At 61.3% G+C, this 24,074-nt stretch carries 21 protein-coding genes; 4 read left to right on the top strand and 17 right to left on the bottom strand.

The window, feature by feature from the left end; all coding sequences use genetic code 11:
* Positions 1 to 29 precede the first annotated feature (29 nt).
* From rsfS to HNR55_RS12820, 6 genes are all read right to left on the bottom strand, one after another.
* Entirely contained in the window at positions 30 to 452 is a 423-nt protein-coding gene (gene rsfS, locus HNR55_RS12845; protein WP_086645795.1) for a ribosome silencing factor, read from the bottom strand.
* Between the two features lie 122 nt (positions 453 to 574).
* On the bottom strand, positions 575 to 1,273 hold the full coding sequence (locus tag HNR55_RS12840; RefSeq protein ID WP_166116051.1) for a nicotinate-nucleotide adenylyltransferase: 699 nt from the start codon (positions 1,271 to 1,273) through the stop codon (positions 575 to 577).
* A gap of 113 nt (positions 1,274 to 1,386) precedes the next feature.
* Positions 1,387 to 2,700 (bottom strand): glutamate-5-semialdehyde dehydrogenase, encoded by a 1,314-nt coding sequence (locus HNR55_RS12835; protein ID WP_373318171.1) that lies wholly within the window; start codon positions 2,698 to 2,700, stop codon positions 1,387 to 1,389.
* Positions 2,701 to 2,794: 94 nt separating this feature from the next.
* Positions 2,795 to 3,889, bottom strand: a complete 1,095-nt coding sequence (gene ychF / locus HNR55_RS12830; RefSeq protein WP_166116011.1) for a redox-regulated ATPase YchF — start codon at positions 3,887 to 3,889, stop codon at positions 2,795 to 2,797.
* On the bottom strand, positions 3,889 to 4,470 hold the full coding sequence (pth, locus tag HNR55_RS12825; RefSeq protein WP_166116009.1) for an aminoacyl-tRNA hydrolase: 582 nt from the start codon (positions 4,468 to 4,470) through the stop codon (positions 3,889 to 3,891). The genes ychF and pth overlap by 1 nt, the downstream gene beginning before the upstream one ends.
* A gap of 96 nt (positions 4,471 to 4,566) precedes the next feature.
* Positions 4,567 to 5,172 (bottom strand): 50S ribosomal protein L25/general stress protein Ctc, encoded by a 606-nt coding sequence (locus tag HNR55_RS12820; protein WP_166116007.1) that lies wholly within the window; start codon positions 5,170 to 5,172, stop codon positions 4,567 to 4,569.
* A 170-nt stretch (positions 5,173 to 5,342) separates the two neighbouring features.
* Here HNR55_RS12820 and HNR55_RS12815 point away from each other — a divergent pair, with 170 nt between their 5' ends.
* The 3 genes from HNR55_RS12815 (at position 5,343) to HNR55_RS12805 (ending at position 9,300) form a co-directional block, all read left to right on the top strand.
* Positions 5,343 to 6,422: a threonine aldolase family protein gene (locus tag HNR55_RS12815; RefSeq protein ID WP_166116047.1), complete on the top strand. Its 1,080-nt coding sequence runs from the start codon at positions 5,343 to 5,345 to the stop codon at positions 6,420 to 6,422.
* Positions 6,423 to 6,577: 155 nt separating this feature from the next.
* Complete coding sequence (gene aspS, locus HNR55_RS12810; protein ID WP_166116045.1) at positions 6,578 to 8,374, top strand: aspartate--tRNA ligase; 1,797 nt, start codon at positions 6,578 to 6,580, stop codon at positions 8,372 to 8,374.
* A 74-nt stretch (positions 8,375 to 8,448) separates the two neighbouring features.
* Entirely contained in the window at positions 8,449 to 9,300 is an 852-nt protein-coding gene (locus HNR55_RS12805; protein ID WP_166116005.1) for an EipB family protein, read from the top strand.
* Between the two features lie 35 nt (positions 9,301 to 9,335).
* Here HNR55_RS12805 and HNR55_RS12800 read toward each other — a convergent pair whose 3' ends face one another.
* From HNR55_RS12800 to HNR55_RS12770, 7 genes are all read right to left on the bottom strand, one after another.
* Entirely contained in the window at positions 9,336 to 10,910 is a 1,575-nt protein-coding gene (locus tag HNR55_RS12800; RefSeq protein WP_166116004.1) for a hypothetical protein, read from the bottom strand.
* A 66-nt stretch (positions 10,911 to 10,976) separates the two neighbouring features.
* Complete coding sequence (locus HNR55_RS12795) at positions 10,977 to 11,534, bottom strand: hypothetical protein (RefSeq protein ID WP_166116003.1); 558 nt, start codon at positions 11,532 to 11,534, stop codon at positions 10,977 to 10,979.
* On the bottom strand, positions 11,531 to 12,811 hold the full coding sequence (locus HNR55_RS12790; RefSeq protein WP_373318170.1) for an aminopeptidase: 1,281 nt from the start codon (positions 12,809 to 12,811) through the stop codon (positions 11,531 to 11,533). The genes HNR55_RS12795 and HNR55_RS12790 overlap by 4 nt, the downstream gene beginning before the upstream one ends.
* A gap of 191 nt (positions 12,812 to 13,002) precedes the next feature.
* On the bottom strand, positions 13,003 to 13,557 hold the full coding sequence (locus tag HNR55_RS12785) for a DUF1643 domain-containing protein (protein WP_166116001.1): 555 nt from the start codon (positions 13,555 to 13,557) through the stop codon (positions 13,003 to 13,005).
* Positions 13,558 to 13,830: 273 nt separating this feature from the next.
* On the bottom strand, positions 13,831 to 14,967 hold the full coding sequence (locus tag HNR55_RS12780; protein WP_166115999.1) for a thylakoid lumen protein: 1,137 nt from the start codon (positions 14,965 to 14,967) through the stop codon (positions 13,831 to 13,833).
* Positions 14,968 to 15,084: 117 nt separating this feature from the next.
* The gene (locus HNR55_RS12775) at positions 15,085 to 16,260 is read right to left on the bottom strand and encodes a thylakoid lumen protein (protein WP_166115998.1); all 1,176 of its coding nucleotides are present in this window, start codon (positions 16,258 to 16,260) and stop codon (positions 15,085 to 15,087) included.
* 25 nt (positions 16,261 to 16,285) lie between these two features.
* Positions 16,286 to 17,515: an MFS transporter gene (locus tag HNR55_RS12770; protein ID WP_166115996.1), complete on the bottom strand. Its 1,230-nt coding sequence runs from the start codon at positions 17,513 to 17,515 to the stop codon at positions 16,286 to 16,288.
* 320 nt (positions 17,516 to 17,835) lie between these two features.
* Here HNR55_RS12770 and HNR55_RS12765 point away from each other — a divergent pair, with 320 nt between their 5' ends.
* A complete protein-coding gene (locus HNR55_RS12765) occupies positions 17,836 to 17,997 on the top strand; it encodes a hypothetical protein (RefSeq protein WP_166115994.1) in 162 nt (53 codons plus the stop codon).
* 305 nt (positions 17,998 to 18,302) lie between these two features.
* On the opposite strand, the gene acs is transcribed toward HNR55_RS12765, so the two are convergent.
* The 4 genes from acs to HNR55_RS12745 are packed head-to-tail and all read right to left on the bottom strand — an operon-like array spanning position 18,303 to position 24,036.
* Positions 18,303 to 20,285: an acetate--CoA ligase gene (acs, locus tag HNR55_RS12760; protein WP_166115992.1), complete on the bottom strand. Its 1,983-nt coding sequence runs from the start codon at positions 20,283 to 20,285 to the stop codon at positions 18,303 to 18,305.
* A 53-nt stretch (positions 20,286 to 20,338) separates the two neighbouring features.
* Positions 20,339 to 21,271 carry a methylisocitrate lyase gene (prpB, locus tag HNR55_RS12755; RefSeq protein WP_166115991.1) on the bottom strand — a complete coding sequence of 311 codons (933 nt, stop codon included), beginning with the start codon at positions 21,269 to 21,271 and terminating at the stop codon, positions 20,339 to 20,341.
* On the bottom strand, positions 21,268 to 22,437 hold the full coding sequence (gene prpC / locus HNR55_RS12750) for a bifunctional 2-methylcitrate synthase/citrate synthase (protein WP_166115989.1): 1,170 nt from the start codon (positions 22,435 to 22,437) through the stop codon (positions 21,268 to 21,270). Before prpC ends, prpB begins: the two co-directional genes overlap by 4 nt.
* A gap of 36 nt (positions 22,438 to 22,473) precedes the next feature.
* Positions 22,474 to 24,036, bottom strand: a complete 1,563-nt coding sequence (locus HNR55_RS12745) for an MmgE/PrpD family protein (RefSeq protein ID WP_166115987.1) — start codon at positions 24,034 to 24,036, stop codon at positions 22,474 to 22,476.
* Positions 24,037 to 24,074 lie beyond the last annotated feature (38 nt).

Here is a 24,074-nt window from a genome sequence, read left to right as displayed (position 1 = left end):
CGTCCGTCCTGTAAACCAGACATCCGCACTTACAGACGGGTCACGCCGTCTTCGTTGCTTTCATCCAGTTCCGCACCCCACATTTTTTCCAGCCCATAGAGCGCACGCGCTTCGGGCTTGAACAGGTGGACCACAATATCGCCCGTATCCAGCAGAACCCAGTCGGAACCATTCGCCCCTTCGACCAGCACGCGCTTGATACCAATATCCCGCAGCTTGCGCTCGATATGCTGGGCCATGGCGGCAATCTGGCGGTCGGCCAGACCGGTTGCAATCACCATTTTATCGGCAAAGGAGGCACGACCGGCAAGGTTGATCACAACCAGATCTTCCGCCTTGTCATCCTCCAGACTGGCGGTGATCAGCGCAAGGGACTGTTCGAGCAGATCGGGGGCAATGGCCTCACGCTTGGTGCGGGTTTTTGGCCCTGCTGCGGCTGCTTTTTTGCGCACAGAGCCGGGGGCTGCCGCCGCTTTGGGGACTGCGGCTGCACGGGTGGAGGCCGCACGGCCCCCGCGAGCGGTGGCCGTGGACGTGCGGGTGCGTGCGGGCGTCTCGGCGGGTGGCTTGGTGGTTATGACCGTTCTCCTGAAAACTGACTACTCTTTGGGGTGATGGGCTGATCCGTAGTGGCGTCAAACCCGCCCCGCTGACGAATGGCTGTTGCAGATATACTGTTTTGTGCCCCCGGAAGGAAAGCCCAAGCCGGGGGAGAAAGTGTAGCAAGCCGTGCTGCCTGCCGTGCAGGCACACGCCAGCGCGCCAGATACTGTGCCGCCAACCCGCCCAAAGCCCGCACATTCTGCCCCGGACGGGGGAAAACCGCCACAGGTACCTGCCGCACCAGTTGGTGCCAGTGCTTCCAGCGTGGCAATGTTACCAGACCATCCGCCCCCATCAGCCACACAAATCTGACATGGGGGAAGCGGGCCTTGAGCCGGGCAAGCGTGTCCACCGTATAACGGGTGCCGAGTCGGGCCTCCAGATCGGTAGCCACAATCCTGCGCCCATCCGCCAGATGGCGCGCAGTGGCCAGACGGGTGGCAAAAGAGGCCATCTCCCGCCCGGCCTTGAGCGGATTGCCCGGAGACACCATCAGCCAGACCTGATCCAGCCCTAGCTCCAGCATGGCCCGCCGGGCTATGGCCTGATGCCACCTGTGCGCGGGGTTGAATGACCCGCCCAGAAGCCCCACGCGGCTGTGGCGGTTATCCCCCCATGTGGGAATCCGGCACCCTGCGGGCTGCACTCCCCTGCCCGTTATGGCCGCCATATCTGCTTTTGTAACCAGCATACCCCGTTGTGGCCCATGCAGGTCGTGCGCCCTATCCTCCCCGAATATGCGAGGGTGAGTGTGCGCCACTGGCCTGTTATGGGCCTGCGCGCTCAGGAACGGACCTGACCGCTACCAAGCACCTCGTAGCGGAAGGTTGTCAGCTGTTCCACGCCAACTGGCCCACGGGCATGGAAGCGCCCTGTGGCAATGCCAATTTCCGCCCCGAACCCGAACTCCCCACCATCACAGAACTGGGTGGAGGCATTCCACATGACAACCGCACTGCTCACACCGTTCATGAACCGGGTGGCAACGGCTTCGTCCGCCGTAACAATGGCTTCGGTGTGGGAGGAGCCAAAGCGGGCAATGTGGTCGAGTGCCTCATCCACACCATCCACTACGGCTACGTTCAGCACGGCATCCAGCCATTCGGTGGCAAAGTCTTTTTCAGTGCCCACGGGCAGGTCGGGCATGATCTGCCTTGCGGCTGCATCCGCCTTGAACGTGCAGCCCTGCTCGGCCAGATCAGACACAATCTGGGGCAGCAGGACCGAAGCAATGGCTGCATCTATCAGCAGGGTTTCGGTTGCGCCGCAAATACCCACACGGCGCATTTTGGCGTTGAGCACAATCCGGCGGGCCATGGCATGGTCGGCTGCGGAATGGACATAGGTGTGGCACAGCCCTTCCGCATGCGCCAGCACAGGCACGCGGGCCTCACGCTGCACGCGCTCAACCAGCGAGCGGCCACCACGTGGAATAATCAGGTCCACAAGGCCAGCAGCGGTCAGCATGTCCGCCACGTGTTTGCGATCAGCATCCGGGGCGATCAGCACGGCATCTTCCGGCAGGCCCGCATTGCGCAGGCCGGTCTGCATGGCGGCATGAATGGCGCGCGCGCTATGCAGGCTTTCCGACCCGCCGCGCAGCAGCACGGCATTGCCGGACTTGATGCACAGCCCGGCCGCATCGGCCCCTACATTGGGGCGGCTTTCGTAAATAACGCCAATAACGCCAACAGCCGTTGCCACCTTGCGGATACGCAGGCCATTGGGGCGGGACCATTCCTCCAGCACCTGCCCTACGGGGTCGGGCAGGTCCGCAATGTCTTCCAGCCCACGGGCCATGGCCTCGACCCGCTCGGGGGTCAGGGTCAGCCGGTCACGGAAGGCATCCTTGGCGGTAGATGCGGCAAGGTCAAGCGCATTGGCCGCCAGAATGGCCGGAGCAGACGCCCGCAATGCGCTGGCCGCAGCCCATAGAGCCTTGTCCCGCTCGGAGGAGGAACTCTGCGCCAGCGTGCGCGCGGCCAGTCTGGCCCTGTGTGCCAGATCGTGCATGGAGCATGGCGATGGCACACCCTGTGCTGGTGCGCGCATATCTGCCGTGGCCACATGCTGCCGACTGTCTTCCTCCGTATTCATGCTGGCGTCCCTTATCTCCATTGTCCGGTTTTCTTTTTATCGTGTGTGGTCCGCCCACCGGGGCGGACCTGATCATGCGCTTTAGAGTGCCGTATCAGACATTAAAGCGGAAGAGCAGAATGTCGCCGTCCTTCACAACGTAGTCACGGCCTTCAATCCGCAGGCGTCCTGCTTCCTTCGCACCTGCTTCCCCATTATATCGAACATAATCGTCAAATGCGATGGTTTCGCAGGCAATAAAGCCACGTTCAAAATCATTGTGAATAACGGCGGCAGCCTGCGGGGCCTTGGTGCCGACCGTAATGGTCCATGCACGTGCTTCCTTGGGGCCTACGGTAAAGTAGGTGCTCAGGCCCAGCAGTTTGTACCCTGCGGCAATCACACGGTCCAGACCGCTATCGCTCAGGCCCAGCCCTTCCAGAAACTCGCGGCGTTCCTCGTTTTCGAGCTGGCTCACCTCAGCTTCGATCGCGGCGGAAACAATCACCACCGCAGCCCCTTCGGCTTCGGCCCTGGCCTTCACCTTTTCGGAGAACGCATTGCCGGTGGAGGCCGAGTCCTCATCCACGTTGCACACATACAGCACGGGCTTGCTGGTCATGAGCTGCAGGCGGCGGACAGTCTCCTCCTCCCCGGCGGGAATGGCGGTGCGCGCAGGGCGGCCATCACGCAGGGCATCAAGGATGGGCTGGATGATCTCGATCTGGGCCATGGCTTCGCTGTCGCGGTTGCGGGCGCGTTTTTCCAGCGCGGGCAGGCGTTTTTCCAGCGAATCCAGATCAGCCAGCATCAGCTCGGTTTCAATGATCTCCGCATCCCGGACGGGGTCCACGCCCCCTTCCACATGGGTAATATCATCATCCTCAAAGCAGCGCAGGACGTGGATAATGGCGTCCACCTCACGGATATTGGCCAGAAACTGGTTGCCCAGCCCTTCCCCCTTGGAGGCACCGCGCACAAGGCCCGCAATATCCACAAACTCAAGGCTTGTGGGCACTTCACGCTGGGATTTGCCAATAGCCACCAGCTTGTCCAGCCGTGGGTCCGGCACCGCAACGCGGCCCACATTGGGCTCGATCGTGCAGAACGGGTAGTTGGCGGCCTGCGCCGTGGCCGTGGCCGTAAGCGCGTTGAACAGGGTGGACTTGCCCACATTGGGCAGACCAACAATACCGCAGTTAAAACCCATCAGCCCTTGCTCCCTTGTGGCAGTGCAACCTTGGTCATAAACCGGTCGGCATGCCCATCCGCCAGCAGGGGGGCGGCATCGGCCATGCTGGCGAGCATGGGGTCGAGCCAGTCCTGCTGGTCTGTTTGTGTAAAATTACCCAGCACCCAGCCATGCACCCGTTCCTTGGCGCCGGGGTGGCCTATACCTATACGAACACGCCAGTAATCGGGCGTGCCCAGCATCTTGTCTGTCGAGCGCAGGCCGTTATGGCCCGCTGCACCGCCGCCACGCTTGATGCGCAGCCTGCCCGGCTCCAGATCCAGCTCATCATGGAAAAGCGTTATCTGCTCGGGGGCTATTTTGTAAAAGGCCGCCGCTTCCTGCACACTCTCGCCCGAGCGGTTCATGTAAGTCATGGGCAACAGTGCAAGCACCTTGTGGCCGCCTATGCGCCCCTCGGCTACCTCACCCTTGAAGCGGCTGCGCCACGGCGTAAAGCCGTATCTGGCGGCAATGGCCTCGACCGCCATAAAACCAACATTGTGCCGGTGCCGGCGCATGGAGGACTCGGGGTTACCCAGTCCGACCCAGAGCAGCATTGCGGATTCTGCCTTGTGTTTATGAACAGAAAGGGGGGCACATGCGCCTGCACGTGCCCCCGCGTTCCATAAGCTTCAGATAACCTGAACTTCCGATCAGGAAGCGCTGGCACCGTCTGCGGAAGAGGTGTCAACCAGCGGTGCGGCAATGGAGGCAACCACAAAGTTGGCTTCGTGGGAAACAGGCGTTGCGCCTTCCGTCCCCTGCACATCGTCCCAACGCACGTTGTCGTTGATGTCGAGCTTGGTCAGGTCAACAGTGAAGAACTCGGGGATGTTCTCTGCCGCCACTTCCACGTCAACCGTGTGACGCACGATGTTGAGCATGCCACCACGCTTGATGCCGGGGCACTTGTCTTCACCCACAAAGTGCACAGCCACTTCAACATGCACGCGCGAGCCAGCGGCCAGACGCAGGAAGTCGATATGGACGGGCGAATCCTTGACCGGGTGGAGCTGCACGTCACGCACCAGAGCGCGTTCGTTCTTGCCGCCTTCGATCTGGATGTCATACACGCGTGAGCGCCAGCCAGAGGTCTGGATTGCCTTGACAACCAGACGCGGGTCGAGCGCGATCAGCGTGGATTCCTGCTTGCCACCGTACACAACGCCGGGCACCAGGCCTTCACGCCTCGTCGCACGCGCTGCCCCCTTACCAGCCTTCGCGCGCGCAGAAGCTTGGATTGTTGTAATTTTGGACACCTTGACTTCTCCTGAAAAACTTGAGCACGCAGGCCTCCAGGGGTGCCTGCGCGGTGGCTGCGGCCTTACAGCAAAACCCCGCCACAGGCAAGGTCCGGCTTGGCTTGTGGCACCTTTATCCCGCCCTGTGCCCCATCTGGCACACCCCAACCCCGGCCGGAGCCTCCGCCATGACCCTGCCTTTTCAGCCCGTCCCCCACCTGCCTGCGGCCCCCGCGCCCACGCAGCAATTTGGCAGTGACCATGATACGGGCCTGTGCCCCCAGGCGCTGGAAGCCATAAGCCGCGCAGCCTCCGCCAGCGCTCCACCTTATGGGGATGACGCATGGACCCGCCTTGGGGCCAGAGCCGTGGCCGACCTGTTTGCCGCCCCGCAGGCCCGCGTGTTTTTTGTGTTCAGCGGTGCGGCGGCCAATGCGCTGGTGCTGGCAACACTCTGCCCGCCCTATTGCAGCATTATTGCCTCTGAAATCGCCCATGCGGACACCTCCGAGCGGGGGGCGACGGAATTTTTCTCCGGTGGGGCAAAGCTGGTCACCCCTCCCACGCAGGATGGCAAGCTGACCCCTGCCGCCATTACGCAGGCCATGCGCCGCGCACGTGGCCCCGGAGCCTCCACCCCGGCGGTCGTGAGCATAAGCCAGCCGACCGAGAACGGCCTGCTCTACGCGCTGGACGAAATACGCGCCATTGCCAACGCCTGCCACGACAACGGGCTACGCCTGCACATGGATGGCGCACGCTTTGCCAACGCCGTGGCCGCGCTGGACTGCACCCCCGCCGCCATGACATGGCAATCCGGCGTGGATGCGCTCAGCTTTGGTGGTGCCCGCAACGGCATGGCCATGGGGGATGCGGTGGTGTTTTTTACCCCCCAACTGGCTCAGGGCTTTGCCGAGCGTGCCATGCAGGCCGGGCAGATGGCCGCCAGAATGCGGCTCCTGTCCGCTCCGTGGCGGGGCATGCTCCAGTCCGGCGCATGGCTGGCCAATGCCCGCCATGCCAATGCCAGCGCGCAGGCTCTGGCACAGGCCATAACGGCGCTGGATGGGGTGGAACTGGCATGGCCCGTGCAGAGCAATGCCGTGTTTGCGCTCATGCCCGAGCATGTGGCCAACACCCTGCGCGCGCAGGGGTGGCGATTCCATACCCTGTTCGGGAGTGTTTACCGCTTTGTCTGTGCATGGGACACGCGCGCAGACTCCATTACCGCCCTTGCCGCGGACCTGCGCCGCAGCACACAGGGCTGAATAACGCGTAAAATGCCCCACAAGCGCTAAAACAGGCAGGCTAAGCCTGCACCAGCCTTGACATAACGCCCCTGCCCCTGCTTCCTCCACCCCAATTCTCTATGGCAAAACACGTGCCCGCCCGCAGGCCGGGCCACAATTTGTGGGACAAGACCATGCACCCTTACCGTACCCATAGCTGCTCGGCCCTTCGCGCAAGCAATGCTGGCACCACCGCGCGCCTGTCCGGCTGGGTGCATAGCAAGCGCGACCATGGCGGCCTGCTGTTTATTGACCTGCGGGACGAAACGGGCATGACCCAGATTGTCATCCCCGCCGGGTCGGATGTCATGGCAACAGCCGAACACATCCGGGTAGAAAGCGTGATTACCGTAACCGGTGAAGTGGTCCTGCGCGAGGAAGGCACGCGCAACCCCGACCTTGCCACCGGTGATATTGAAGTGCGCGCAAAAGACTTTGTCGTGCAGTCCCATGCCGCCGTGCTGCCCCTGCAGGTAGCCGGGCAGGAACATTATTCGGACGAGCTGCGCCTGCGCTACCGCTACATCGACCTGCGGCGTGAAAAAGTACACGCCAACATCCGCCTGCGCTGTGCCGTTATTGCCAGCATGCGCAAGCGCATGACGGACCTGAACTTTGTAGAACTGCAAACCCCTATCCTGACCGCCTCCTCCCCCGAAGGGGCGCGCGACTTTCTGGTGCCCTCCCGCAACCACCCCGGCAAGTTCTACGCCCTGCCGCAGGCACCGCAGCAGTTCAAGCAACTGGCCATGGTGGCGGGGTTTGACCGCTACTTCCAGATTGCTCCGTGCTTCCGCGATGAAGCCTCCCGCGCGGACCGCTCCCCCGGTGAGTTCTACCAGCTTGACTTTGAAATGGCCTTTGCCACGCAGGACGAAATTTTTGCGGTGATGGAAGAGGTCATGAGCGGGCTGTTTACCGAATTCGGTAACGGTCGCACGGTCAGCACCGCGCCGTTCGAGCGTATTCCCTACACTCGCGCCATGAAGGTTTATGGTTCCGACAAGCCGGACCTGCGCAACCCGCTGCTGATTACGGACGTCACGGAAGACTTTGCAGGCTCCGGTTTTGGCCTGTTTGCCCGCATTGCCGCCGATGGTGGTGAAATCCGCGCCATTCCCGCCCCCGGCGCGGGGGACAAGCCCCGCTCATTCTTTGACAAACTCAATGCCTGGGCGCGTGAGAACGGGGCTGGTGGTCTGGGCTACATCACCTTCAACGCCGAAGGTGGGCAGGGCCCGATTGCCAAGAACCTTGAGGCCGACCGGGCTGAAGCCATTCGCGCCAAGCTGGGGCTTAAGGCCGGGGATGCCGTGTTCTTTGCCGCAGGCAAGGGGCATGACGTAGCCAAGTTCTCCGGCCTTGTGCGCACCCGCATTGCCGAAGAACTGGACCTGATCGAGAAGAACGCCTTCCGCTTCTGCTGGATCACGGACTTCCCCATGTACGAGCTGAATGAGGAAACGGGGCTGGTGGACTTCTCCCACAACCCGTTCTCCATGCCGCAGGGCGGGCTGGAAGCCCTGAACACCAAGGACCCGCTGGATATTCTGGCCTACCAGTACGACATTGTATGCAACGGGATCGAACTCTCCTCCGGTGCGGTGCGTAACCACCTGCCAGATGTCATGGTGCGTGCGTTTGAAATTGCAGGCTACCCCGAAAGCGAGGTGGAAGCCCGCTTTGGCGGCATGCTCAACGCCTTCCGCTACGGAGCGCCCCCGCATGGTGGTTCCGCCCCCGGCGTGGACCGCATTGTGATGCTGCTGGCCGATGAACCGAACATCCGCGAGGTTATTCTGTTCCCGCTCAACCAGCAGGGCGAAGACCTGATGATGGGGGCCCCCGCCCCCGTAGCCCCTGAGCGCATGAAGGAACTTTCCCTCGCACTCAACCTGCCCAAGCCCAAACCAACGGTTAAAAAAGACTGATAACCGTTTTTTGAGACCACAAACAGTCATCCGGCTGGTTGCATGACCACGCCGGATGTTTTTTTGTAGGGGGTATGACCATACGCCCCCCGCGCCACCAGACCACCCTGCTGGCAGCCCTTGCCCCAGCCTGCCTTACCCTTGCCCTGCTGTGCCCGGCTGCACGCGCGGCGGCCCCCACATCCGCCCTTGTGTCGCAACAGGCGGTGTATGATCTGGGGCTGGTGGAATCTGCGGGCGGGCAAACGCTCTCTGCTACCGGGCGCATGAGCTACTCCGTGCTCAAGACCTGCCTTGGCTGGTCCTCCCACCAGAGGCTGGACATACAGAGTGTCACCCGCAAGCAGGGCGAGGAGCATCTGCTTTCCGACTATGCCGCGCAGGAAAGTCTGGATGGCCGCCACCTGACCTTTAAAAGTCAGGAAACACGTAACGGCAAACTGCTGCGCGTTGTCAGCGGGGAGGCAAGCCTTGCCCCCGATGGGTCCGGGGTTGTGCAGTATCGCCAGCCGCTGGCCAAAACGCTGCGCCTGCCCGTGGGCACCCTGTTCCCCGTAACCCATACGGCCCGTATTTTAAGTGCCGCCCGGCAAGGTGAAAAAGACCTGACCACCCCCCTGTTCGACGGCACCCTGCCTGATGGGCCGGAAGATGCCTATGTAACCCTGCTCACATGGTCGCCCCCTCCGGCTGGCAACACGCCGTACCAGCCCTTGCAGAAACTGGCCTCCGGGCACGTGCATATCGCCTTTTACGACCGCAACGCCCACACCATGATGCCTGAATACGAGATGGGCATGCGCTATTTTGCCAATGGCGTGTCTGACCAGCTGCATCTGGATTTTGGCGATTTTAAAATGCAGGGCACACTCAGCACACTCGACCTGCCCCCCACACCCACCTGCACGCAGGATACCGCACCTTAAGCACCCGCTCGGCGGGAGCGCGCGGCGGGGTGGACCTATGCCTCCACCGTGTCGCCCATGAACAGCAGGTTCTGGAAATCCATTCTCTGGTTCGGGCTTTTTCTGCGCCACTTCTTTTTATCCGCCCGCCGCCACACACGCGGCACAAACGGGTAGGCCCGAGGCAGGCAGCCGGACAGAAGTGCCGCCCAGCTCATGATCAGGATCGGGGTCAGGCTGGTGCTGGCCAAAGCCCCCATATAGGGGGAATCTGCCATAAGGTTCTGGGAAAAAGCCATGATGGAGGACACATCCAGTGCCTCATCCATCCACTGCTCACGGCTGCGGCCTGCAAAACCCCACTCTGCCAGTGCGGCTGCCACGGCTTCGGCCTCCAGCTTGCGGGTTAACTCGAGCGCGTGGTCCAGCAAGGGGGTCTGCACCGCTGCCAGATACGCAGCGTTTTTGCGCAAAGCCGCCCGCAGCCCCGCCACACCCGGCTGGTCAGTCTGTTCGGCCTCTGCCAGTTGCCCCATATCTTCCACCTCCCCCGCCAGAGCGGCGCGGACCAGCCGCCCCCGCTGGGAGGGGCTGAGTGCGGGCATAAGGGCTGCTGCAACCAGCGGGTTAAGCAGGGCCTGAGGAATATCGGGCGCATTGTCTGCCGTCTCCAGCATCTGGAGCAGGGCGGTGGCGGCGGCTTTTTGCTCATCCGTTGCATTGGTGTTTGCCAGCACGGCAGAAAGTGCTCTGAACAGGTCTGGGAGCAGGGCGCTGCTAAGGGCGTTGGTCAAACTCCCCCCTACTCCTGCGGAGGATGCGGGCATGAGTACGGCAACAGTCCCGGCCTCCATGTCCTGCGGGAATTGCACAATACCGCCGGGCAGAACGATTTCCCCCTCCTGAGGGCCTGCCATACCTTGCAGGGCGATGGCCAGCCTGCCGTCCTGCACGGTGTTGCCAACCAGCCCGTACAGCCCTGCCGTGGTGACAACCGCCCCACCCAGCGCGCCCGGTGTTTCCGGCGGCGCCCCAAGGGACTGGAGCAGAGGCAGGGCAGCGGCAATCCCGCCCGCAAGCGCACTGCCTCCCCCGCCAGCAGGCTGGCCCGCCATGGCTGTAGCCAGTTGCACAAGCCTGCTGGCCATGGCTTTCTGGTCTGCTGTGGCTGCGGGGTCATTCAGCACCGTATCTGCAGCCCGCATGATGTCTGCAACAAGGCTTGTGATCCCTGCCCCTGTGGGCGCACGCCCAGCCATGCTGATGGCGGTATTCTGGCTGGTTTCTGCCGCAGTGGCCGTATTATCCGCACTGGCCGTGGGCTGTCTGGCAGAGGACGCCCCGTCAAGCAGGGTTTTTGCCCCTTCGGATAATGTGAGCATAACCTCGGCCTGCTGGGCCTGTGCTGCAACCAGTGCCGTGCGCGCGCTCTGCATCAGTGCTGTGGAAGAGGGCAAGGCCCCGACAAGGCTGGACTGCACGGTAGCCTGCCCGGCCCCGGCATCGGCCATGCTGGTGCCTTGCCCGGCCTGCCCCAGCCAGTTACCCACGCCGGGCAGGCTGCCTGATCCTGTGGTTGCTGTCATGGCCTGCTCCGTAGCCTTTATGGCATGGTGGACAAAACCCGCCATGCCCCTCCCTGCGCGGTGCGTTACCCTGCCACACCGCGCAGGCTCAGGCCAACAGGATTAAGCGGCTTAGTGAACCTGCGTGCTGCTGGCAGGCGAGCCCTCGCGCAGAACACCCACCAGTTCCTGCAAAGCCTGCGGGTTGTTCTTGAGAACAGCCACATTGGCCGCATCGGGCACAGGCATATGCGCCCCCCCCTGACCGGGTGGAATATTGAGCAGGCTACCGGTCAGCCCCACACAGGTCAGGCTCATGACAAAGCTACGCGCATCCAGCCCGTGCGCCTTGAGAATGGCATCCAGCCCCGGCACCTGCCCCACAAGGGCGATCTGCTGGTCAAGCGACATGCCCGCATGCCCCGGCGGCTGTATTTTGGCAGCCTGAATAGCCCGGAGTGCTGCACTCAGCCGGGGCAGCACATCGGGGGCCAGCTTGTAGTGCAGGGCTGTATCCATGTCATGCTGCATGGTGGCGACCTGCTCGGGCGTGAGGGAGGGGGCCTGCGGCCTGCTCCCCCCAACGGGAGCAACGCTCTGGGCCTGTGCGGCTCCGGCCAGCAGCAGGGCCACAGCCCCCAGAACAGTGGACGCCTTGCGAATAAAAACCATGTTTTTCAACCTCTTCATGCTTCAATCACCCATTCACCCTTCCGCATGAGCGGCACGCGGCCACCCTGTGCGTCCAGCCCATCCACATCAATCTCACCCGAACCGATCATCCAGTCTATGTGGATCATGCTGGTATTGGCCCCACGTGCGGCCAGTGCGGCCTCGTCCTGCCCCTGCGTATCGCGCATGCATTTGGTGTAGGACTGGCCAAGGGCTATGTGGCTGGCGGCGTTTTCATCAAACAACGTGTTCTGGAATAGCAAGCCGCTGCGCGAGATGGGGGAGGAATGGGGCACAAGCGCGACCTCGCCCAGCCTTCTGGCTCCTTCATCCGTATCCAGCACGCGCTCCAGCACATCCTGCCCACGGGTTGCGTGCATTTCCACAATACGCCCGGCCTCAAACCGGACCCTGATCCCATCAATCAGCGTACCCTGATGCGAGAGGGGCTTGGTGCTGGCCACGGTCCCTTCCACCCGCAGGCGATGGGGGGTGGTGAACACCTCCTCGGTCGGGATGTTGGGATTGCACACAATGCCGTTGCCTGCTTTTTCCGCGCCGCCCGCCCAGTCATGCCCATCGGCCAGCCCGACAAGCAGGTCCGTGCCGGGGCCGGAAAAATGCAGCGCGTCGTAACGCACATCATTCAGGTAGGCTGCACGGCGGTGCAGAGTGGCGTTGTGGGCCTCCCACTGGGCTACGGGGTCATCCCCCGTAAGGCGGGAGACGGCAAAAATGGCCTGCCAGAGTTTTTCCACCGCCTGCTGTTCAGGCAGGTCCGGGAACACCTGCGTGGCCCATGCCGGGGTTGCGGCCGCCACAATGCACCAGTTCACATCAAAATTGGTAATGATCTCCATGGCCGGACGGTTAACCCGTGCCGCCGCCTTGCTGGCGCGGGAGACGTGGTCCGGGTTCTGCCCCGCCAGCAGGGCCGGGTTGGAACCGGTAATGGCCATGCGCGCAGCCCCTGCGCGAAAACCCTCCGCCATACCGGCGGACAGCCAGCCCGATGCCGTATCAAACGTGTTTTCCGCACCATATTTGTAGCGGGCCAGCGTGGTTTCCTCATCCGAATAGAATGTGGTGACCAGCGACGCCCCAGCCTTGTACGCATGTTCCGTAATACGGCGCACCAGCGGCACGGCATGCAGGGGAGCAGTCATGATAACCTGCTGCCCCGGAGCCACATTCAGCCCCGTGCGGGCCGCAACCTCGCCCAACCGGTCAAGCTGGGCTGCAAATTCGGCCGAAGCCAGATAGCCACCATGGGCCTGCGTGTTGCGTTCTGTCACGTTTATGCCTGTCCTTTTTTGTGGCGTAACCCTTTGGTGCTTATGGGATACGGATGGAGCGCGTCCGTCAACTCCGGGTTTTTGCGCCCTGCCCTGCTGGCTGGCCCCATTATGGGCCAACGCACGCTGCAAACCCGCCAGACCTGCCTTTTTTGCTGGCCAGCCGGGCAAAGCCTGCCGGGTGCCCCAGCCTACGGCATGGGCAGTTCAAACGGTTTTAACTCCGCTGGCAGGTAGAGCGGGTGGCACGGCCGCCCGGCGTTACTCAGCCGCAGCGCACAAACCGCAATGCCGTGGTCCTGAAGCATCTGCACAACCTGCGGCCCACGGGCGAGCAGCGCCTTGTGGTGGGGCGAGCCATAAGCCGCCACGACCAGATCGGCCTTGCCCGCCATGTCCAGCAAGGCGGCATCGTTGCCGGGGCCTATGGGGTCCGGGGTTTCCAGCAGACGCAACTGGTCCGTGCAGCGGTAGGCAAAGGTATTGCCAACATACAGGCCACCATAGCCCCATGCACGCGCATAACGCTGGCACTTGGCCACGGTCCGGTCATCCCCGTGTTCGGTTGCGACCGATGGGTTCATCATCAGCCACATGACCAGCGGCTTGTCCGCATCCCACACCCGGCGCAGGGTGTAGCGGTAGCAGTCGTCCGGCCCGCCATAGGTGGCGGTACTGACAACATCCCCCGACAGTTTGAGCGGGCGGGACTGGCCTACACGGTGGCCTGCAAACAGATCGTTCATGATACTCCGGCTGGCAGAGGGTTAGGCACGGCTTTCTCCCCCTCGTTTACGGCGCAATGGCGTGTGGCACAAACCCGCATGCCCCACCAGACCATGAACCCTGTGCGTTTGGCCGGATATACGCACAACACCCGGCATGGCGCGCACTCCCCTCCTGCCCGGCGGCCAAACCGCCAAACCGCCAAACCGCCAAACCGCCAAACCGCCAAACCGCCAAACCGCCAAGACCTGTATTCTGGAGGTGTTCCCCGGCACAACGGCATGCGCACAGACCTATCCGTTATGTGTTGCGTGCCAGTGTGCCGTGGTGGCCGCCCGGATTGCGTCCTGCTCATGCTGTATTTTTTCCGGATCATACCCAAGGGCCACACATTGGGCGTGTGTAATATACCCGGTTTGCAGCAAAAACAGGGCCAGTTGCTGTGGGTATGGCACCGTGCGCACGTATGGTGCCGGGCAGGCCGTACGCCCTTTACCCCATGCGGATTTATCCAGCGTGCACCATTTTAGCAGATAAGGTGATTGCGGGTTATAACGTGCCAGCATAGAGTGCCACCCGGCCTGCAATTGCCCGGCGTTAGCACTGGTTGCCACATAACCTGCCAGATACCCATTAACCTCGCGGCTTCTGGGGGCAGGCACATCCTCCTCAGTTGGCAAGACCCTGACGGACAGTTCCATGTACGGCCTGAAGCGGGGCTGCCGGGTGATGACATTCAGCTTCCCCTGCGCGTATTCATAAATAACGTCCGGCCCTACAGAAAAATCATACGAGGCAAAAACGGCATCAAACCGTTTATCCGGAAAAATGAACTGCCGCCCGCCATCATGAGCAACATCCACCACCGAGGGCGGCCCGAACCCATTCTGTTTGGGTAGCTGAACCGCATACCACTGACCTGCATCCCCTGCCCCCACAATAGCACTGACCAGACAGCAATGCGTTCCCCCCGTAAAACCGGACAGGAGAACCTGTGGCAGCACTGCCCCTTGCTCCAGATAGTAAAAAGACAGGTTGAGATCACTAAGTGTCCCTTTTCCTCCGCCCCCGAGCGCTGCAATAACCTGCCTGAAATCAGGGTGACCCGGAGCACTGGCCACCAGTGTGGCAACCTTGCAAAGCCCCCCTGAGCGTGAAAGCGTAGCCTGCTCCTCCCACTCCAGCAGGCCATGGGAGGGGCAGGGCTGGTGCTCGGCAAACTCCACCCGCATGCTCAACTCCCCGACAGTGACACTCAGAGGTTGAGAAAATGACCGATCCGCAGCGTTAAAAACAATTGCACTGGCAAACGGCCCAACATCCTGAGCGACAGCGGAAAAATCATCCTGCGCGGGAGCCGCCAGAGCCTGCGTGCCGCAGACAGCCGCCAGAAACAGGCACAGATGAAGGGGAAGCTTTAAATAACGCATGAACACACATCTCTTTTTTGTATCTTCTCTGCCCGACCCGCTTTGCGAGTGTGTGCGGAAGGTTTTGAATAGATTGTTATAAATTAAAGATACTTTTATAAATTAAAGACACTTCTTTTACGGGTGCGCTGCTTTCCACCGGGCCGTTGTGCGCGCAATAACCTGCTCCTGCGTTTGCCTTATTTTTTCCGGGTCATACCCAAGGGCCACGCATTGGGCGTGCGTAATATACCCTGTTTGCAGCAAAAACAGGGCCAGTTGCTGTGGGTATGGCACCGTGCGCACATACGGTGCCGGGCAATCCTCCTGCCCCGCTCGGCTCCACGCGGACTTGTCCAGCGCGCACCAGACGACACCGGTATTGTCCGTCTTGCGGTTATAATGGCGTAACATGAACTGCCACCCGGCCTGCAACTGGCCAAGGTTGGCACTATTGGCCACATATGCGGCCAGAAAGCCATTCACGGCCCCATGGTCAAACCCGCTCATGTTATTAGGAGCAAAGTCATGCCTGAAATACGCGCGCAAGAAAGGCCGGTAAACCGCCTGCGTGGTGACATTTCGTAACTGCCCCTGTGTGTATTCATAAATCACAATTGGCTTGACCGACCAGACATAGCTTTCAAACCTGTAATTGAAGCGCTCGTCCTGAAAGATAAGCTCCCGCCCGTTATCGTGTTTTATATCCACGACACCGGACACGCCATCCCCGTCCTGAGGTGGCAGTGCGCTCACATGCCATGCTCCAGTGCGGTCTGCGCCAACAAGAGCACTGACCGTGCAGCAATGCGCGCCGCCTGTGTAACCAAAGAGCAGGAGCTGAGGTGGCCCATCCCCCGCCTCCATCTGGTAAAGGGCAAGATGCAGCGTATCCAGCGCCCCGTTATCCCCGGTCAGCAGGGAGGCAATAACCTGCCGGAACGCCGGATGGTTCGGAGCCTGTGCAACCAGTGTGGCAACCGTGCAGAACTGCCCCTGCCCGGGGGAGAGTCCTTCTCCCTCATCATCCATCAGAATACCGCGGGTCGGGCAGGGCTGGTGCTCTGCCACCTCCACCTGCACGGAGACATCCGTAAACTTCAGCTCCATGGAGCGGGGTTTTATGTGCTCGAACCTGTCAAACACCAGTGCGCTGGCCAACGGCTGAACCGGGGCCGGGTCACGCTGGTCATCCACCCCCACCTTGGTTGCGGCAGGGGCCGCAGTGCTGGCAACAGTAGCCAGCAGCACACCACACAGACCAAGCGGCAGAAGGCCACGCAGCCGGGCGAACCAGATGTTTGAGCGGTGCATGCATGCCTCTCCGTGTCTGCGGTTTTCAGCCCAGCCTGCTTTGCGGGTGCAGGCGGGCGTTCAGCAGGGTCAGCACCAGCACTCCCAGTGCTGCTCCCCCTACAGTGAGCATAAGGGCGGGAGCAAGCCCTGCCCCGATCCACCCTGCAAGCCGGGTTTGCACAAGTGCGTTGCTGGCCGCAATAAGATTACCACACTGATACGCCAGCCCCGGAAACGTGGCACGGACAGAAGCAGGGGAGAGTTCGCTCAGATACGCCGGTACCACCCCCCACGCTCCCTGAATACAGAACTGGATGCACACAGCCCCCACCCCAAGCCAGAAAATGGAATGCGGCAGGGTCCACAACGGCAGCAGCGGAATAGTCAGCGCTGCGGCCACAGCAATGGCATACTGCCGTCCGATACGCTGGGAGAGCACGCCAAACACCACCCCGCCCGCAATGGCCGCCAGATTGTACAGCACAGCCAGCAGGGTAATGGAGGGAGGAGGCACATGCCGCTCAAGTGCCAGAAACACCTTGGGATACAAATCCTGCGAACCGTGGCTCATGAAGTTGAAGGCCGCCATAAGCGCCACCGCAAACACACACAGGGCCATGTTCTGGCGTGCAACCGCCAGCATGCCCGGCGGGCGCTCGGCCCCTGTCCCCTGTGCCTGACGGGCCAGCCAGTCCGGGCTTTCGGGCACACACAGCCAGATGTATAGGGCCGACACAATAGCCCCACCCCCCAGCACAAACAGCCCCCGCCAGCCCAGTACGGGCAGGAGCAGGAACATAAGCGAGGCCAGCAGATACCCGGCCGGATACCCGGCCTGCAAAATGCCCGATGCCGTACCCCGCCATGACGGTGGAACACTTTCCATGATCAGGGAGGTGCCAACCCCCCACTCCCCCCCAAGGGCCACACCGAACAGGGCACGCAGAACCAGAAAAACCGTAAGCGTGGGCGCAAAGGCCGATAAGACCTCGATCAGCGAGTAAATGGTAATTGTGCCGATCAGCACCGGTTTGCGCCCGTACGCATCCGCGGCGCGCCCGCATACAAAAGCCCCTATGGGCCGGGTGACAAGGGTTAGTGTGGGGGCCAGCAGCACCACCTCCAGCGAGGTGGAAAAACTGTGGGCGACATTATCAAGCGTAAACAGGACAATAAAAAAATCGCAGGCATCGAGCATCCACCCCAGAAAGGAGGCGGCTACCACATGCCGGGCTGTTGTACGGTCAATGGGGGAGAGAGCAGTGGCGGCCATTGGGAACTCCTGCTTGCCGGTTACCCACCTTGTGGCATGCCCGCCACTGGCTTTGCCATGTGGGAATAATCACGAATACGCCAGCACGTCTGAGGTCGTGCGGGCCTGCGCACACGACCGCGAACACCACCCATACCCTGCAAAAGAGGAAGGGAATCCCACGCAGGAATCGTTCCAACCCCACCACCGGGCACACACGACAGCCATGATGACACGGGCGTTGACCAGAGGGCGCGCACCCATGCTTAATGAATACGGATACTACTGTTTGTGTCTGGTATTATCAGCAGTTTTTCAAAATATCTTTGAAGGAACGTGGAATGTCTCAATGGACAGGCTTGTGGCGCGTGGCAGGCCATGACGGCAAGGACAACCGGATTGTTGTGCTCAAAGGTGAAGTGGAGGACGAAATTGATGAGAAAGATTACGTCCTGAACAAGATCCAGCCTCCGGTTGAAGATCTGGAATGGCGGAAAAAGTAAGGTTTCCGCCATTTGGTGGGTGGGGATGTTCCAAAATGAACACAAGGGGGGTGGAATATCCCACATCCACCAGACCAGCGCGCCGGGTCCGGCCCTGCCTGCCGGACCCGGTTGCATGCTCTGTATGAGCGCATGCCCGGCACCTGCCCTGTGGGGCCGTATACTCCGCGCCTGATGCTGCACATATGCTGGTAAACCCGGTGCGGTCTGGCCCGGATAAGCAGAAGGGCCGGGGCGTTACCGCCTCGACCCCTCCGGTCTTGCCGCGCTTAGCAAGATTCCGTTACGTACCGGCCTACAGAACCTCAGGCTCTGGCCTGCACGGCTTCTGACTTCCCGAAAGCCATCTGCCCCCATACCCGCTCCCGGAGCATGGGCACGATGGACTGATCGCTCAGGGCTGACAGATCACCCAGATCATTCGTATCGCCACTTGCGATCTTGCGCAACAGGCGGCGTACGATTTTGCCCGAACGTGTGCGGGGCAGATCGGGCACCAGATACACCGCCTCCGGCGCTGCGTACCGCCCGATCAACTGCACCACAAGGCGGCTTATACCCGCCTCATCCAGCCCGGTGGTTGCATCCTTGCGGGGGATGGCGAACACGACCAGCGCCTGCCCCTTGACCGGATGCTCCACGCCCACGGCCGCACATTCCACAATCCTGTGGTCCGCGCCCAGAGCGTCCTCCACCTCCGCCGTGCCAAGGCGGTGCCCGGCAATGTTGATCACGTCATCCATGCGGCCGGTTATCCAGTAATACCCGTCCTCATCCCGCCTTGCGCCATCGCCTGTAAAATACAGGCCCGGTGCGAGGGCAAAATACGTCTGGCAGAAGCGGGCATGGTCACCCCATATGGTGCGCGCCTGACCGGGCCATGAGCGCGCAATGCACAAAGCACCTTCCGCAGCACCCTGCTCCACCTTGCCCTGCTGGTCGAGTATGGCCATTTCCACCCCCGGCAGAGGCATGGTGGCCGAACCGGGCTTGAGGGATTGCACACCCGGTACGGGGCCGAGCACAATGCCTGCGGTTTCCGTCTGCCACCATGTATCGGCCACGGGGCAGCGTTTTTTGCCCACCACATCATGGTACCACAGCCACGCATCGGGGCTTATGGGTTCACCCGCAACACCCAGCAGGCGCAGGGAACCAAGGTTGTGCCGGTTCACCACCTCATCGCCTTCGGCCATCATGGCGCGTACGGCTGTGGGCGCGGTAAAGAGCATGCTCACCTTGTATTCATCAATCAGTTCAAACCACCGCCCCGGCCGGGGGTGAGTGGGCAGACTGTCCGAGATCATGGTCGTGCCACCATTGGCCAGCGGGCCATACACAACCGAGGTGTGCCCCGTAATCCAGGCCACATCGGCCGTGCACCACAGCACATCGCCCGGCTGGTGGGTATAGACCATGCCCATGGTGTAGGCTGCCCAGACCATATACCCGCCCGTTGCATGCACAACCGCCTTGGGCTTGCCCGTGCTGCCCGAGGTATAGAGCATGAACAGCGGGTCCTCCGCCCGCATGACGGCAGGCACGAAATCCGCCTCGAAATTATCCACAAAATCATGAAAATCGTAGTCCCGGCCAGGCAGCATGGGCACGGCTTCCTCCGATGTGCGCACGACCAGCATGGAGTGCACGCCACTATTGCCCCCGGCCTTGCGCAGGGCTTCATCCATGCTCTGCTTGTACGCCACGGGCTTGTTGCCACGCCATGCCATGTTGGCGGTAATAACAGCCACGGCCCCACTATCCACCAGGCGTTCGGCAATACCCTCGGCCGAGAACCCGCCAAACAGCACCACATGCACCGCACCAATGCGCGCGCAGGCCAGCATGGACACAACCGCCTCCGCCACCATGGGCAGGCAGATGGCCACGCGGTGCCCTTTTTCCACTCCCAGATGGGTCAAGGCATTGGCCAGACGGCAGACCCGTTCGTGCAGGTCCCTGTAGGTCAGGCTTTCCGAGCGCCCCGCTGCCTCGCGCTGGCTGATCAGGGCAACCTGATCGCCCCGCTCGGTCAGGTGCCGGTCTATGCAGCAGACCGAGGCATTCAGCGTGCCATCTGCAAACCAGCTTATGGACACGTCTTTTTCAAAACTTCCGGAAAAGCCCTGAGTGGGGCGGGAGCACCAGTGGATGCGCCGCGCCTGTTGTAACCAGAACCCGTCCGGATCGCGTTTTGCATGCTCACGCATAACCTGCAACTGCTCCGGCGTCATGATAGCCGGATAATGAGGGTAGTTGCGTGCCGGGATGAATGTTTGGTCCGTCATGGTCTTGTATCCCCTGATTCTTGTTGTTTGTATGGGACAGAAGTCTGCGGTTTTCAGGCTGCGTTGCGGTCGGGCTGTCCTATGTGCGGAAGAACCGTGGCCACGATGCCTGCATCCAGTGTTTCATAATCATAATACCGAAGCGTTTTGTACAGCTCCTCACGGGTTTGCATCCGCTCCAGCATGGCGTGTGTGCCCCCCGTACGCGCAATGGTGGCATACAGATCCGCCTGTGCCTTGTTGGCCGCACGCAGGGAACTGACCGGCCATATGATCATGCTATACCCCATGTCCTCGAACTCGGAGGCGGTAAAATAGGGGGAACGGCCGAATTCGGTCATATTGGCCAGCAGGGGCACATCTGGCAGGCGGCGCGCAAACTCCCTGAACATATCTTCCGATATCAAAGCCTCTGGGAAAATGGCGTCTGCTCCGGCCTCGTAATACAGCCTTGCACGGGCCACCGCGCCGTCCAGCCCTTCCGAGCCAGCGGCATCTGTGCGCGCGATCACCACCATGTCGCGCCGGGCACGGGCGGCGGCGGCCACTTTCTGCGCCATTTCCTGAGGGGAAACGAGCTTCTTGTCATTCAGGTGCCCGCATTTTTTGGGCAGAACCTGATCTTCAATATGCACGGCGGCGGCTCCGGCTTCCTCAAACGCGCGCACCATGTTCATCACGTTCAGGGTTTCGCCATACCCCGTATCGCCATCCACCAGCACGGGCAGGCCCGAGGCGCGCACAACCTGACGGATGAAAAAACACACTTCGTCTATTGTAATAATACCAAGATCAGGCAGCCCCATGCTGGCGGTCATGGCTGCCCCCGAAAGGTACAGCGCGCCAAACCCGCAATCCTTTGCCTGCAGGGCCGCCTGCCCGTTATGCGCACCGGGGATTTGCATAATGCCCTTGCGGTGCATCATTTCCATAAAGCGCTGGCCCGCAGGAGTTGCGGGCAGGTCTTTGCCTACCAGATAGGTCATGCGGCGTACTCCAGTCCATCACGTTCACGCAAAGGGATAAGCGGACGGGCGTCTGGCCCGGTATAATTGGCGGAGGGGCGGATGATTTTTCCATCCATCCGCTGTTCCATGATATGCGCACACCAGCCGGTCACACGGGCCATGACAAAAACAGGCGTGAACATGGCCGTTGGAATGTTCATGGCGTTGTAGGAAACAGCACTGAACCAGTCGAGGTTGGGGAACATCTTTTTCTGTTCAGCCATAACCCGCTCTATGCGCTCGGCTACGGTATAGAGCCGCATGGTGCCGTTGCGGGAGGAGAGGTCCCTCGCCGTTTCCTTGATAATTTCGTTACGCGGGTCGGCCAGAGTGTACACCGGATGACCAAAACCGATAATCACCTCCTTGGCTTCCAGCCTGCGGCGGATGTCCGCCTCGGCTTCGTCCGCCGTGTGGTAGCGTTGCTGGATGTCCAGCGCCACCTCGTTCGCACCCCCATGTTTGGGGCCACGCAGCGCGCCAATGGCGGCCGTTACGGCGGAATACATGTCCGACCCGGTGCCCGCCACAACGCGCGAGGCAAAGGTGGAGGCGTTAAACTCATGCTCGGCATACAGGATAAGCGATGTATGCATGGCCTGCACCCAGCTATCCGGAGGCGTGGTGCCGTGCAGAAGGTGCAAGAAATGCCCGCCTGCACTGGCATCATCCGTATGGGTGTCTATCCGCCGCCCGTGGTTGGAATAATGGTACCAGTAAAGCAGCATGGATGCGGTGGAGGCTACCAGCCTGTCCGCGATTTCCCGCGCGCCTGCGGTGGGGCAGTCACTCCGCTCGGGCAGGGCGCACCCCAGAACGGACACCGCCGTCCGCAGGACATCCATAGGGTGGGTGGAGGCTGGCAAACGTTCCAGAGCTGCCCGCACGATATCAGGAATATCGCGCAGGCTCATCAGGTGACGTTTATACCCTTCCAGTTCCGCCGTGTTGGGCAAAAAGCCGTAGATCAGCAGGTAGGCGACCTCCTCGAACGTACAGGTACGGGCGAGGTCTTTTATGTCATACCCACGGTAATGCAGGTCATTCCCGCTATGGCCGACCGTGCTCAGGGCCGTATTGCCCGCCACGGTGCCGGACAGGGCCACGGATTTTTTGGGTTTTGTGCGGTGCAGTTCGGTGTGCATTGCTGTTGCTCCCCTGCCTTGGTCTTTATGTGTCTGTCAGGACGTAAAGGCTGCGGTCTGCTGGGTATTTCTGGCACCCTGAGCAGACTGGCCGAAGTTGAAAATGCCTTCCACCTTGTTGATCTGCATGTCCTGTGGCGGAATAAGCAGTTCAAGCTGGTGGAGTTCCCCTGCCCCAAGTTCTGGCAGGCGCTGCACGGCGGCCAGAAAACGCTCAACTTCCGCCGGAGCCACAATACCTTCAGACAGGGTGCGGAACTTTTTAATGTAATCCGCACGCTGCCACGGCGTTGCCCCCAGCGTATGGGCGTTGGCCACGGCCAGTTCGTCTGCCAGCACGGTGCCATCTTTCATACGGATGACAATACGCCCGCCAAAGGCTTTTTTGTCAGGGTCGCTCTCATGGTAGCGTTGTGTCCATTCGGGCTTTTCAATCGTGTGGATTTTTTTCCACAACCGCACCGTATCGGGCCTGCGCGCCCGTTCGGGCTCGTAGGAGCGCACATGGTGCCAGGATCCGTCCTGCAGGGCCACAGCCACAATATACATGATGGAGTGGTCCAGCGTTTCCCGCGTGGCCTGTGGGTCAAACTTCTGCGGATCGTTGGAGCCGGTGCCAATCACGTAATGGGTGTGGTGGCTGGTTTCGATCAGCACGTCTTCCACATCTTCCCAGTTGCTGATTTTTTTGCCCATGCGGAAGGCAAGGTCGATCAGCGCCTGACTCTGGTATTCGGCTGAGTGTTCCTTGGTAAAGGAAGACAGAATGGCGCGCTTGGGTTCACCCATGCCCGGCAGGGGCACGGTGTAATGCGCATCTTTACCATCGAGCATCCATGCGATGACCCCATCCTCCCCTTCATAGATCGGGGTCGGGGATGTTTCACCCAGCATGGCGCGATCGACTGATTCCACCGCCATTTTGCCAGCATGGGCCGGGGCGTACGCCTTCCAGGACGAAATCTCGCCTTTGCGGCTCTGGCGCGTGGCGGTGGTGACATGCAGCGCCTGCCCGATAGCCTGATAAATGACCGAGGGCGGCAGGCGCAGCAATGTGCCAATACCAGCCGCGACTGATGGGCCAAGATGGGCCACATGGTCAATCTTGTGCTTGTGCAGGCATATGGCGCGGGCCAGATCAATCTGGATTTCGTAGCCCGTGGCAATGCCGCGGATCAGGTCCGCGCCACTGCGGTTGCACTGCTGCGCCACGGCCAGAATACCGGGAATATTGTCCCCCGGATGGGAGTATTCAGCCGCCAGAAAGGTGTCATGATAGTCCAGTTCGCGCACAGCGGTACCGTTGGCCCATGCCGCCCACTCCGCATGGACCCGCACATCCGGCCCCATGCCAAACACCGTAGCCCCGCCGGGCCTGCGATGGGCCAGCGCTTCTGTCCGGGCGCTCATGACCGAATGACGGTTGACCGAGGCCATGGCTACGGCGGCATTGTCAATCATGCGGTTGATGATCATATCCGCCACAGCGGATTCCACCGCAACCGGGTCTGCCGCGACCTGTGCAATTTTCCAGGCCAGCTGGTCCGCGCGGTTCAGGCGTTCACTTTCTGGGTGTACGCGCACTTCATGATTTTGCATTATTCCGGCCCTTGCCATCTTGTGATCTAGGGAAACAG

The organism is Acetobacter lovaniensis (genome assembly GCF_014207635.1).
In the GTDB taxonomy this organism is placed as follows: Bacteria; Pseudomonadota; Alphaproteobacteria; order Acetobacterales; family Acetobacteraceae; genus Acetobacter; species Acetobacter lovaniensis.
This window is presented reverse-complemented; position numbering and strand designations above follow the sequence as displayed.